Annotated in this window: 8 protein-coding genes and 4 pseudogenes; 8 read left to right on the top strand and 4 right to left on the bottom strand. The window is 68.5% G+C overall.

All coding sequences use genetic code 11. From position 1 onward, the window contains the following. The 3 genes and pseudogenes from ACWD0J_RS36475 to ACWD0J_RS36465 all read left to right on the top strand — a co-directional run. A pseudogene (locus tag ACWD0J_RS36475) lies at window positions 1–106 on the top strand (IS481 family transposase); the annotation flags it as partial. A gap of 534 nt (window positions 107–640) precedes the next feature. Next, a complete protein-coding gene (locus ACWD0J_RS36470; RefSeq protein ID WP_451500154.1) occupies window positions 641–2,443 on the top strand; it encodes a reverse transcriptase domain-containing protein in 1,803 nt (600 codons plus the stop codon). Between the two features lie 106 nt (window positions 2,444–2,549). Next, window positions 2,550–2,720: pseudogene (locus ACWD0J_RS36465) on the top strand (integrase core domain-containing protein); the annotation flags it as partial. On the opposite strand, the gene ACWD0J_RS36460 reads toward ACWD0J_RS36465, so the two are convergent. Beyond that, entirely contained in the window at window positions 2,717–4,162 is a 1,446-nt protein-coding gene (locus ACWD0J_RS36460; protein ID WP_451500153.1) for an FAD-dependent monooxygenase, read from the bottom strand. The pseudogene ACWD0J_RS36465 and the gene ACWD0J_RS36460 overlap by 4 nt on opposite strands. Before the next feature lie 169 nt (window positions 4,163–4,331). Between ACWD0J_RS36460 and ACWD0J_RS36455 the strand changes: the two genes are divergently transcribed. The 5 genes and pseudogenes from ACWD0J_RS36455 to ACWD0J_RS36435 all read left to right on the top strand — a co-directional run. Continuing rightward, window positions 4,332–4,931, top strand: a complete 600-nt coding sequence (locus tag ACWD0J_RS36455) for a TetR/AcrR family transcriptional regulator (protein WP_451500152.1) — start codon at window positions 4,332–4,334, stop codon at window positions 4,929–4,931. A 562-nt stretch (window positions 4,932–5,493) separates the two neighbouring features. Beyond that, window positions 5,494–6,264, top strand: a complete 771-nt coding sequence (locus ACWD0J_RS36450) for a hypothetical protein (RefSeq protein WP_451500151.1) — start codon at window positions 5,494–5,496, stop codon at window positions 6,262–6,264. A gap of 42 nt (window positions 6,265–6,306) precedes the next feature. After that, window positions 6,307–6,942 (top strand): sortase domain-containing protein, encoded by a 636-nt coding sequence (locus ACWD0J_RS36445; protein ID WP_451500150.1) that lies wholly within the window; start codon window positions 6,307–6,309, stop codon window positions 6,940–6,942. A gap of 335 nt (window positions 6,943–7,277) precedes the next feature. Next, a complete protein-coding gene (locus ACWD0J_RS36440) occupies window positions 7,278–8,312 on the top strand; it encodes an HTTM domain-containing protein (RefSeq protein WP_451500157.1) in 1,035 nt (344 codons plus the stop codon). Between the two features lie 111 nt (window positions 8,313–8,423). After that, window positions 8,424–8,648: pseudogene (locus tag ACWD0J_RS36435) on the top strand (transposase family protein); the annotation flags it as partial. Window positions 8,649–9,303: 655 nt separating this feature from the next. Here ACWD0J_RS36435 and ACWD0J_RS36430 read toward each other — a convergent pair. The 3 genes and pseudogenes from ACWD0J_RS36430 to ACWD0J_RS36420 all read right to left on the bottom strand — a co-directional run. Continuing rightward, window positions 9,304–9,864: pseudogene (locus ACWD0J_RS36430) on the bottom strand (replication-relaxation family protein); the annotation flags it as partial. 92 nt (window positions 9,865–9,956) lie between these two features. After that, a complete protein-coding gene (locus ACWD0J_RS36425) occupies window positions 9,957–11,315 on the bottom strand; it encodes a nucleobase:cation symporter-2 family protein (RefSeq protein WP_451500156.1) in 1,359 nt (452 codons plus the stop codon). Window positions 11,316–11,473: 158 nt separating this feature from the next. After that, entirely contained in the window at window positions 11,474–11,974 is a 501-nt protein-coding gene (locus ACWD0J_RS36420; RefSeq protein WP_451500149.1) for a 2-oxo-4-hydroxy-4-carboxy-5-ureidoimidazoline decarboxylase, read from the bottom strand. Window positions 11,975–12,248 lie beyond the last annotated feature (274 nt).

Here is a 12,248-nt window from a genome sequence, read left to right as displayed (position 1 = left end):
CTGCTACCGCTCCCGCGACTGGCGCGACGCCCTCACCGCGGCCGGGATCACCCACAAGCGCACCCGGCCCTACCGGCCCCAGACAAACGGCAAGGCCGAACGCTTCAAGTGCGCCACGAGGCGCTCTGTCGTATCCCCGGTATAGCCGGGAGGAAATCGAGGGGAGGCTCCTGGGCCTAATGGCTTACCTGGAGCCGAAAGGTGATGGGGACAAGAGCATGCCAGAAAACCAGCAGCCGGGTTCAGGTGTTAGGGACGGTGTGCTGGGAAGGCCCGCACGATATGGCGAAGGCTTGATTGCCTGAATCCCAATCTCCAGGAGATGGAAGTTCACATCCGCCGGAAAGACATCTGAAACCGGCGCCAGCCCTGCGGAGACCGCGTTGAACGGACTCCGCAACTCTCGGGGCCAGGAGCGATGCCCAATGAGGGCATTCAAGGAGATGAGTGGGGCGCCTACGTCGCGCTATGACGTACGACAGAGACGAACGTGGGATCGCCTAACGGGCGCGAGCCCCATGGTGACGGAGGCCCCGTAGTAGTCGCCGGAGTCACGACCGGCCAAGGAGGACGGGAAAGCCGTCCGCATCGGGCGAAGGGGGCCAGGTGATCGGACACCCGAAGTCGGGAGGTATGCGAAATGCAGAACGCCGAAACGGTGCTGGGTGTCCTGCGTGAGCGCGGCAGGCGCGGTCTGCCGTGCGAGGAACTGTATCGGCAAATGTTCAATCCGCAGTTGTATCTACTGGCTTACGGTCGCATCTACTCCAACAAGGGGGCGATGACGCCGGGGGTCACGCAGGAGACCGTGGATGGCATGTCGATGGGACGGATCGATCGCATCATTGATGCGATGCGCCACGAGCGCTATCGGTTCCGCCCCGCGAGACGAGTTCATATCCCGAAGAAACAGAGCGGGAAGACTCGGCCTCTCGGCCTGCCTACCTGGTCGGATAAGTTGGTCGGCGAAGTGGTGCGACTCCTGCTGGAGGCGTATTACGAGCCGGTCTTCTCCGGCAGGTCCCACGGATTCCGTCCCCGGAAAGGCTGCCACACCGCGCTGCGCGAAGTGGCCAACACCTGGACGGGGACGACCTGGTTCATCGAGGGCGACATCGCCGACTGCTTCGGGAGCCTCGACCACGAGGTCATGCTCCGGACGATGGGCGAGAAGGTCCACGACAGCCGGTTCCTGCGGCTGGTGCGGAACATGCTGACGGCCGGTTACCTGGAGGACTGGATCTGGCACGCGACGCTGAGCGGAGCCCCGCAGGGCGGCGTGACCTCACCCATCCTGTCCAACATCTACCTGCACAAGCTGGACACCTACGTCGAGCAGACACTGATCCCGGAATACACCCGAGGCAGGCTCCGAGCACGCAGCACGGAATACCGCCGGGTGGAGTCGGCAATCGTACGTGCCCGCCGCAAAGGTGACCGTGCTGAAGTGCGGTCGCTCTACCGGCAGCTGCACCGTCTCCCCAGCCAGGATCCCAACGATGCTGACTATCGGAGGCTGCGATACGTACGTTACGCGGACGACACCCTCCTCGGGTTTGTCGGGCCAAGGGCCGAGGCCGAAGAAATCAAACGACGGCTGGCGACGTTCCTGCGTGAAGATCTCAAGCTGGAACTGTCGCAAGAGAAAACGCTGATCACCCACGCCCGAACGGGCAGGGCTCGATTCCTCGGCTACGAGATATCGACGGCGAGCACAGACCGCAGAACGCGACGACCGTCCGTGACAGACCGGCGTAACCGCCGATCCGTCAACGGGACGATCGTCCTGCACGTGCCCGCCAACGTGATCAAAGCTAAGTCCGCCCCCTACATGGCGCGCGGAAAACCCGCATGCCAGAACTCACTCGTGAACGAGACCGATCACGTAATCGTCGGGAAGTTCGCCATCGAGTACCGGGGCGTCGTCCAGTATTACCTGATGGCCGGTGACGTCTTCCGACTTCACCGGCTGCGCTGGGTCATGAAGACTTCCATGCTCCGGACTCTGGCGCGAAAGCACGGCTCGACGGTGTCGAAGATGGCGGCCCGCTTCAAGGCCAAAGTCCAGACGCCCCACGGGCCGCGCACCTGTTTCGAGGCTCGTATGCCACGGGACAACAGGAAAGAACTGGTGGCCCGATTCGGAGGGATTCCCCTCAAGCGGCAGAAGACGGCGGAACTGACCGACCGTCTGACCGGTCCCGTCTACCCCCATAAAGAGCTGATCCGTCGGCTCCAAGGGAATCGGTGTGAAGTTTGCGAGCGGACAGGTGAGGTGGAGGTTCACCACATCAGGTCACTCAGCGACCTCGTCCGGCTGGATGGGCCGTCCCCTGATTGGATGAAAATCATGGCAGGGCGCCGGCGCAAGGCCCTTGTGGTCTGCGGCGCCTGCCACGAGCGCATCCACACCAGGAAGCCAAGCGCGATGCTCACGCAGTAGTCACTGGAGAGCCGGATGCTCGGAAATCGGGCCCGTCCGGTTCGGAGGGAGGCCGAGCGGAAAAGGCCCTGCCCAGCAGGGACCTCGCCGCTCGGCCGACCCTACCCGCACCCTGCTCGACGAGTGGGCCTACGCCCGCCCCTACCCCTCAGAGCAGGAACGACGCGCGGCGTTCCCCAGGTGGCTGCACACCTACAATCACCACCGCGGACACACCGCGCTGAACGGCCAACCACCCGCCAGCCGCGTCCCCAACCTCACAGGGCAATACACCTAGCCCAGATACCGGGCCATCGCCTCCCCGATCCCCGCCGCGTCCGCACCCTCCGCCGCCCAGGCCACATATCCGTCGGGCCGTACCAGGACGGTCGTCCGGCGGTCGTCCGCCCAGCGCTCCACGGTCAGCCACCCCTCACGGACACCGGGGCCTTTGTACGTCCCGGGCGTGATCACCACGAACCGGCCGCCGCGCAGCGCCTCGTAGAGCCGGCCGTCCTTCAGGGCGACGTCGGGGACGCGGGTGCCGGTGAGGCGGTGGGCGCCGCGGGGGGCGGGGTAGGCGTAGCCGATCCCGGTGATCTGACCCAGGGCCTTGCGCTGGACGGGCGGGGCCATGTCGACGAACGCGGAGACAAGGGCGCGGACGGCACGCAGCAGCGGATTCCGCGCGCGGGCCAGCCGGACCAGTCCGCCACTGCTGCGCAGCACCGCCCTGCCGACCGGGTGGCGCTCGGTCTCGTAGCTGTCGAGGAGCCCTTCGGGCGCCCGGCCCTGGACGGCCGCGGCGAGCTTCCAGCTCAGGTTGGCGGCGTCCTGGAGGCCGGTGTTCATGCCCTGCCCGCCGGCCGGGGAGTGGATGTGCGCGGCGTCCCCGGCGAGGAAGACCCGCCCGACCCGGTAGTGCGGTGCCTGGCGCTCGTCACTGTGGAAACGGGAGAGCCAGCGGGCGTCGTGCATGCCGTAGTCGGCGCCCAAGGCACGGCGGGTGATCTCCTTGACCTCGTCGAGGTCGAGCGGGGCGTCGTCGGAGACCTCGTTGCGGCGGTTCCAGCCCATGACCCGGTACCAGCCGTCGCCGAAGGAGGCGATCATCGCGAAGGCGTCGCCGCGGCCGTTGACGGTGAGGACGCCCTCGGGCTTCTCGGCCAGCCGGACATCGGCCAGAATCAGCGACTTGATGACGGAGACCCCGGGGAAGTCCAGGTCGATCGCCTCCCGCACGGCGCTCCGGTGACCGTCGGCGCCGACGACATACGCCGCCCGGTGGGTGACGACCGCCCCGTCCGCGCCGCGCACGTCGATGTCGACCCCCTCGTCGTCCTGCCGCAGCCCCACGACCTCGCTCTCGTACGCGAACTCGACCCCAGCCTCCCGGGCTCGCCGCTCCAGGAGCCGCTCGACCTCGTACTGCGGGGTGATGAGCAGGAACGGGAAACGCGAGGGCAGCGTGCTCAGATCGAGGGAGAGGCAGCGGAAGAGCCGCAGGCCGGTGATGGTGTCCCCGGTGGTGAGGAGTTCGTCGGCGAGGCCGCGGGCGTCGAGCTGCTCCAGGGTGCGGGCGTGCACCCCGAAGGCGCGGGAGAGGTTGCTGATCTTGCGCGGCCGCTTCTCGACGAGGGTCACGGTGACGCCGGCTGTGGCGAGGTCACCGGCGAGGAGGAGGCCGGTGGGGCCGGAGCCGACGACGATCACGGTGCGATGGGTGGCGGTGCCGTTCATGAAGGCCTCCTGTTGCCAACGCTTGCTTGCCATCACCTGCTGCCAACAAATGTTGGCCAACGTTCGTTGACGAAGTTAGCGAGAGACCAAGGATGATGTCAACAGTCGTTGGCAAACAGCTGTTGACGAACGCTTGTTGACCTACGTCTGTTGGCCTACGCTTGTTGGCATGAACGGCAGCGACAGCACCTCCACGGTTCCCGGCTCCGGCGCCCCCCGGCGCTCCGACGCCACTCGCGGCGCGATCCTCGCGGCGGCCCGCGAGCGCTTCGCGACCGACGGCTACGAGCGAGCCACCATCCGCGCCATCGCCAAGGACGCGAACATCGATCCGTCGATGGTGATGCGGTACTACCGCAACAAGGAGGGCCTCTTCGCGGCGGCCGTCGCCATCGACCTGCGGCTGCCGGACGTAAGCGGGGCCGACCGCCGGCAGGACGCGGGGCGGATCCTCGTCGAGCACTTCCTCGACATGTGGGAGAACAACGAGGTCCTCACCGCCCTGCTGCGGGTCGGCGTGACCAACCAGGCCGGGGCGGAGCGCATACAGGGCATCCTGCGGGACCAGCTGCTGCCGGTCGCCCGGCAGGTTTGTCCCGACCCCGAGCAGGTCCCGGCACGGGCGGCACTCATGGCGTCGCAGCTGCTGGGGCTGGCGCTCACGCGGTACGTGCTGCGGATGCCGCCGGCGGTGGGGCTGGCGCGGGCGGAGATCGTGGTATGGCTGGCACCGACGATCCAGCGGTACCTGACCGCGCCGAGTCCCTGAGGCCTGCCGAGCACTCGTAGCCGCCGGGGCCACGGGACCGGTAGGGCACTGGAAGGCCGCCCAGTAAATGAGACCCTCCGGTCGACGAGAAATTCGGGCCCAGGAGGCCAGCCCGAGCGCGAGAACCCGCCGAGCCCCTGACACGCCTAGGCGCTCTCGCACCTCGCTCAAGGTAGTGCAGAGAAGGCCGGGCACCACGCTTGCGCTGCCTACCGAGGCCAGGCCCAGACGGACGCCACGGGCGTGCACGTCATCGCCGACCAGGTCACGTGGTGAGGACACCCGTTCGCCGTAGAGGCACCCAGCGCCGTGCTCGGTCACGCAGCCAGCTGTCACCTGGGAGTGTTTCCGCAGGCAGCAGACGTGGCGGCAGTCGTCAGCCGGTGCCTCGCGCACTGGGGTGAGGGTTGCTACGGATCGGTAGCGCCCTGGCTACGATGGCGCGGGGGCGGGTGGGAAGGCAGGTTCGTTGCTTGGTAGCAGCGGTCGCCCCCACGGGTCGGGGAGCAGTGTCCCGTGCGGTGGGCGGACCGCGCCGATCCTCTCTGCAGTGGAGACGTGAATGACGAAGAAGACCGCCTGTGCGCTGGCCGCACTGGCTGCCCTGACGCCCGCCCTCGCGCTTGCCCCGGCGGCGGTGGCCGCCGACACCCCCAGTGGTGGCCAGGCGATATCGCTGCACGCGACGCTGAACCCGTTCAAGGTCAACAAGGTGACCGGATCAGGCACCGCCATGGTGCATCTGGAGGGCAACACCGCCCACGTGACGGTCAAGCACAGCGGCCTGCTGGCCGGCGCCCCGCACGCCCAGCACTTCCACATCGCCGCCAAGGGCGTCTGCCCGCCCGAGACGGTCGCCAAGACGCGCAACGGCAAGACGTTCCTCAACACCACCGACGGCGCCCCCTTCTACGGCGCCATCGGCACCTCGCTGACCACCACCGGCGACACCAGCCCGTCCTCCGGGCTCGCGGTGGACCGCTTCCCCGTCGGGGACAAGGTCCACTACAAGCGCACCGTCCACCTCAGTGACGAGGCCGCCAAGAGCCTGCGCGAGGGCACCGGCGTCGTCGTCGTCCACGGAATCGACTTCAACGGCAACGGCAAGTACGACAACAACCTCGGCCCCAGCGACCTCGACCCCTCGCTGCCCTCCGAGGCCACCAACCCCGCGCTGTGCGGGGCGCTGAAGACGGCCGCCAAGGGCGCCGTCCACGGCGGCCAGGGCGGAACCCAGACCCCCGTCAACACCACCGCAGCCGCCGGCGGCGCCCTCCTCATCGCAGCCGCAGCCGCGTACGGGCTGCGCCGCCGCAGCGCCCGCCAGGGCTGACCTGCCGGTATGGCGTTTCACTGCTTCAGGGGCCGTCGCGGTGTGGGCACCGCGGCGGCCACCGCATGCGCCACCGCAGGACTGGGCCTACTGGCCGCCGCGTTCCTGCCCCATCAACAGCCACCGCCAGCCCCGCCTCCCTCAGCCCGCGCCCAAGCCCAGCCGCCCACACCCGCCCTCGGCCTCGGCAGCGGCAGCGGCAGCGGCAGCGGCAGCGGCACTCCGATGCTGCCCGCCTCCGAGCCGGTCCGAATCACCGCCAAGCACATCGGCCTGACCGCACCCGTGGACGCGGTCGGCACCGCGAAGGACGGCTCAGTGGCCCTGCCAGCCGACCCCGACCGGGCCGGCTGGTACACCGGCTCCGCCACCCCCGGTGAAAGAGGCAACGCCATCCTGGCCGCGCACCTGGATTCCACCAGCGGCCCCGCCGCCTTCTACAGCCTGGGCGCCCTGCGAAAGGGCGACCGCATCACCGTCGAGCGTGAAGACGGCCGCGACGCACACTTCACCGTCACCGCCATGCACGTCTACGCCAAGAGCTCTGTGCCTTCCGAGACCGTCTACGGCCCAACCGCCCACCCCCAGCTGACACTCCTCACCTGCGCCGACTGGGACCAGACAGCGAAGCAATACCAAGCCAACCTGGTCATCACCGCCCACCCCGTCAGAAAGTGAGCGAGACCCCGTTGTCTCTGGCCAACATGAGTGTCAGGACACCACCCCTTGACCAGTGTTACCGGAGAAACCACTACTCATCGCGAACCGCACTTTGGCGATCTTCAATCCTTCCGGGACCTCGAAGGTGCTGAAGCCCAGGGCGGTGTTGTCACACCGTGACCGCGGTCGGGCCTCCCCGGTCGCGGTTCTGGTCGGGGCTCGCTGCTGCGCTTCGTCGTACGCGCGGCGCCGGGGTCAGACGGCGCCTGGCGCAGAAGACCTCGTCCGCCCGCGCCGACCGGTGGCTCGCCGACCGGACCACCATCGTATGGGACCTCCTGACCGGCCGCCCGATGTCGCTGTACGCCGCGTCGGTGCTGCGTATCGGATACGGACTGCTCTATCTGATTTTCCTGCTGCGGGAGTTCCCGCACCGTGCCGAGATCTGGGGTCCCGAGTCCGCGTGGACGCCCGCTCTGGCACGCCAACTCTCCGAACAAGCAGGATGGTTCAGCATCCTGACGCTGTCCGACGGCCACGCCTACTTCGAGTTCTGCTACGTGCTGGCCCTCGTCACGTCCGCGTTGTTCATGCTGGGCTGGCGGACCCGCGTCCTGTCCGTTCTCTTCGCCGTCATGGTGACCTCGTTCCACGCCCGGGCGATCTTCATGACGGACGGGGGCGACAACCTGATCCTGCTGATGGCCCTCTACCTGGTTCTCACCGCGTGCGGCCGGCGCTGGTCCCTGGACGCCCGCAGACACAGGCCGAGGACAGCCCGCGCGGACAGCACACCGGAACCGGCGAGGAATCCCTACGCGCTGCAACTGCGCGACGCCCGGGCCACCTTGGTCACCGTGCTGCACAACTGCGGCATGTTCCTGATCGCGGCACAGGTCTGCCTCCTCTACGGATCAGCCGGCCTGTACAAGGTCCAGGGACCTTCCTGGAGCAGCGGCACGGCACTGCACTACGTCCTGAACCTCGAACTCTTCCGGCCCTGGCCCGCGCTCTCCCACTTCGTGGACGAGCACATACCCGTGGTCGCCGTCGCCGGCTACCTGACCGTGCTCTTGCAGGTCGCCTTCCCGTTCGTCCTCTTCGGCCGGCTCAAGTACCCCGTGCTCACCATGCTGCTGAGCATGCACATCGGCATCGCCGCACTCATGGGGCTGCCCCTGTTCTCCGGCGCGATGATCGTCGCGGACGCCGCGTTCCTTCCCGACCGCTTCTACACCTTCCTGCCCCGCCTCTGGCGACGTGCAACGCGGCGGACGAACAGCGCCCGCCCGGCAACCGAACGACCCACGAGAGCCGGAACGGTACCTGTGCAAGGCGGAACCGGCGGACCCGGCCCGAAGCATCGCGCGCGGGTCCATCAGGGATGAGGCCCTGTCTCACATGCGGTGGTGACTGAAGTCGTGAGGTTCGTTGACCTTCATGTGATAGATGTCAACGAGTCTGTGCAGACGGTGTTTTCGGGTCTGTCCCCGCTGGTCATGGAGGATGTGGCCGACGAGGGTGAACGGATCGTGGTGCGGGCCCGGACGCCGCTGGACACCGCGGTCTGCCCAGCATGCGGGGCGTCGTCGGGACGAGTGCACGGCTATCACTGGCGGACGGTGGCCGACGTTCCGGTCGACGGGCGACGGGTGGTGGTCCGTGTGCGGGTGCGGCGCCTGGTGTGCCCCACGCGAGGCTGCCGCCACACCTTCCGCGAACAGGGAACGGCCAATGGGGCTCTGGGCCGAAGCCGGGGAGGGACTCCTGCGGATCGTGCCGCTGCTCGGTCCGGACGCGCCGCCGGCGGACGACCTCGAGGACTGCCGACTGTGCCCCGGCTGCTACCGACCCGTCTACGAGAGCTCTTCCTCGCACACTCTGATCGGGGCCGGTCCGATGCCGGTGATCGGGCTGTGCAGGCTGTGCGCCGAAGGCGCCACGCTTCGCTCGCTGCGCCAGGTGGACGTCCCGATTGACCCGCAGCAGCGCGCCGTTCTTGAGACTGTGGCCCCCGCCATGGCGTAGCCGCGTTCCGCCCACCGGGCCGGACGTCGGGCAGCCCCCTTCGTGGCGGGACGTGCCCTGCGTCGCTCGCGCCGTCAGCGGCCAGCGGCCAGCGGGTTCGGGGTAGCGTCGGCGGCGCCGGTCCGGGTCGTCGACGCCGATCTCGTACCAGGGCTCGCCGCGCTGGAGCCGGGGCAGGGTATTCACCCAGATCGCGACGGCGATGCCCTTCACGTCGTCGGCGAGCGCCTGGAGGCGGTTGTCGAGCAGGTGCTCCTCCTTTCCCGCCAGGACGACATGCAGCCACGGGAAGGGCTGGGAGCGGGTGTATCGGTGGCGCTGCCAGAACGGGAACGTGCCGCCGATCGTGCCGCGGGCGCCTTCCCAGACGGGGTGCCCGGCGTAGCGCTCGTAGTCCCAGATTTCCTTGGCGAGGCGGGCCTGGGACATGGTGCCGTTGTCGAGCTCGAAGAGGCACACTTCGCTGGTCTTCGTCGGCAAGGCCAGGACCGCATCGGTGTTGAAGCTCAGGCCGGTCTCCTTGATGGCGTGGTTGACCTCCACCTGGCAGTTGGTCAGGTGCTTGCGGCCTCCGTAGGCGAGGATCATGTCCGTCACCGCGACGCCGTGCGGACCGAACCCGGCCTTCACCGCCTTCGCTCCGGTGCCGGCCTCCGGTCGGGGAGGCAGCTCGTTGCCGTCGGCCAGAGCCTTCTGCCCCGCCGGAGTCAGGTTCCCGATCGGGTGGTTGCCCGCCTTGCCGTTCGTCTCCGCCAGCCCCAGCTCCGCCAGCTCCTTCATCGCCCTGCGCACGTACGACCGGCCGTCCCGATCCTCCGCCGTGATCACCTCAGCCATCTGCCGCACTGTGGCTATCCAAGCGCACCCCAGACACCCCGGACGGCCCGGGCCGGTGGCCGCTCGCTCGTTCACCGACGAGAGAGCGGCCACCTAGCGGCAGCCGACGCAGTGGGCGCAGTAGGCACGGCGGGCGGTGAACTCGGTGGCCGCCGCCGGGAAGCGCGTCAGACCCCCGGGGTGGCCCTGGACCCCATGCCCGTGTGCTGCACAGCGATCTCCTCGCCCGGCTCCATCGGTGCCGTCACCTCGTCGGCTTCCCGCTGCCCGCCCAGGTGGTTGAAGACGAGGTTCAGGACGACGGCCGCCACGCATCCCGTCGAGATCCCCGAGTCCAGGATGATCTTCGCGGTCTCCGGGAACGCGTGGTAGAACTCCGGCGCCGTGATCGGGATGATGCCGACGGCCAGCGACACCGCCACGATCAGGACGTTGTTGTCCTTCTCCAGGCCCGCCTTGAGGAGGGTCTGGATACCGCTCGCGGCCACCGAGCCGAACAGCACCACGCCCGCCCCGCCGAGCACCGGGCGCGGGACCACGGCGATCAGTGATGCGGCCATGGGACACAGGCCCATCAGGACGAGGAAGCCGCCGCCCGTGGCCACGACGTACCGGCTGCGGATCCGGGTCATCGCGACCAGGCCGATGTTCTGGGCGAAGGCGCTGCACATGAAGCCGTTGAAGAGCGGGCTGACGGCCGAGCCGAGGGTGTCGGCGCGCAGCCCCGCCGCGATGGTCTTCTCGTCGGCCGGGCGGTCGACGATCTCCCCCAACGCCAGCATGTCCGCGGTGGACTCGGTCATCGAGACGACCATCACCACGCACAGCGAGAGGATCGCGGCGAGCTGGAACTGTGGGGCTCCGAAGTGGAATGGCGTGGGGAATCCGACGACCGCCGCGTCGGCCACCGGCGCGAAGTCGGTGGCGCCGGACGGGATGGCGACGAGTGTGCCGGCGACCAGGCCGAGCAGCACGGCGATCTGTTTGACGAAGCCACGGGTGAAGCGGCGCAGGAGCAGGACGATGACGAGGGTCGCGCCCGCCAGGCCCAGGTTCGTTGTCGAACCGTATTCTTCCGCCGCCGGATCGGGACCCTGGGCCCAGCCGAAGGCGACCGGCATCAGGGATATGCCGATGAGGGTGATGACCGTGCCGGTGACGACGGGTGGGAAGAAGCGGACCGCCTTGCTGAAGAACGGGGTGGCGAGGAACCCGAGTACGCCCGCCACGATGACCGCGCCGAAGATGACGGGCAGTGCGTCGCGCTTGTCGTCGGTGGAGTTGACGATCGCGATCATCGGGGCGACACCGGCGAAGGTGACGCCGTTGACAAAGGGCAGGCGGGCACCGATCTTCCCGATGCCGAGGGTCTGCAGGAAGGTGGCGAGTCCCGCGGTGAACAGGCAGGCGCCGGTGAGGAAGGTCAGCTCGGCCGGGGTCAGACCCACGGCCGCGCCGACGATCAGAGGCGGGGCGACCACACCCGCGTACATGGCGGCCACATGCTGCAGACCGCTGGTCGCCATCCTGAGGGCGGGGAGTTTCTCGTCGACCGGATGCTTCTTCGGTCCGGTCAGCTGGGTGTCCGTACTGCTGGGCTCGGACTGGGCGGCCACGGCGGCTCCTCCGGTCGGTTACACGTCGGCGTCGACGCGGGTGTAAGGGAGGTGAGGGACGGTGCCCGTCACGGAGGGGGCGTGGCAGGGAGACCGGTCCGGGGTGCAGGCATGTTCGTGCGCGCGCCCCGGACCGGTCGCCGTGGATCGCCGATCCGCTCCTTGACCGCGTCGCGCATCTGCTCGCCGGTGAGGCCGGTCGCACAGATCAGGAAGACATGGCCGAACCTCTCCTGGTACTCCAGGTTCAGCTCCAGCATCTCCGTCTTGAGTTCGTCGGAGGCGTCGGCCATGCCGCGCTCCTCGCGGGAGGAGGTCGGATCGCCCGGCTTCGGGCGTCCGATCGGCGGGTGTCCGGCCATCACCTCCGCCAGGTCGGCATCGGTCAGGTCGGCCATGGCGGTGTCGCTCCGCGCGAAGAGGTCGTCCGCGGTGGCGGACGGGCGCCGGACGAGCAGCCGGTGCGCCCACGTCGCCGAGGCACAGAGTTCACGGAGGGCGGCGCGGGCCGCGTGCTCCTCCAGGGCGTTGAACCGGGCGAGGCCGCCAGGTGTCGTACTCGAAGTCACGGCAAGCCTCCGTGGCCTTGTGCTGGACGGGCTGCGGACAGCTAACGCCCTCGGAAACACCACGTCAACACTTTGTTGAAAAAACGTGGTACCAAATCCGGGAAGCGGAACCAGGGTTCGGATGCCGGGCGGCGAGTGACGGCGGGCGCCACGAACCGGTCACCCACGACCACGTTTCGCCTGCTCCACGTGGCCGAGGATTCCTGCGGATGTGGCGACGAACCTCGTGAAATCCCTCCGGCGACATGCCCTTTCCCCTCTTGCGACCTGGCAA

The sequence above is a fragment of the Streptomyces sp. NPDC003011 genome (assembly GCF_053591515.1).
Note: the sequence above shows the minus strand (reverse complement) of the source record. Positions and strands in the feature narration are given on the sequence as shown.

Coding starts and splice junctions, on each gene's coding strand:
- ACWD0J_RS36470 (WP_451500154.1), top strand. CDS start 641: ATGCAGAACGCCGAAACGGTGCTGGGTGTCCTGCGTGAGCGCGGCAGG.
- ACWD0J_RS36425 (WP_451500156.1), bottom strand. CDS start 11,315: ATGGCGACCAGCGGTCTGCAGCATGTGGCCGCCATGTACGCGGGTGTG.
- ACWD0J_RS36450 (WP_451500151.1), top strand. CDS start 5,494: ATGACGAAGAAGACCGCCTGTGCGCTGGCCGCACTGGCTGCCCTGACG.
- ACWD0J_RS36460 (WP_451500153.1), bottom strand. CDS start 4,162: ATGAACGGCACCGCCACCCATCGCACCGTGATCGTCGTCGGCTCCGGC.
- ACWD0J_RS36440 (WP_451500157.1), top strand. CDS start 7,278: ATGTCGCTGTACGCCGCGTCGGTGCTGCGTATCGGATACGGACTGCTC.
- ACWD0J_RS36455 (WP_451500152.1), top strand. CDS start 4,332: ATGAACGGCAGCGACAGCACCTCCACGGTTCCCGGCTCCGGCGCCCCC.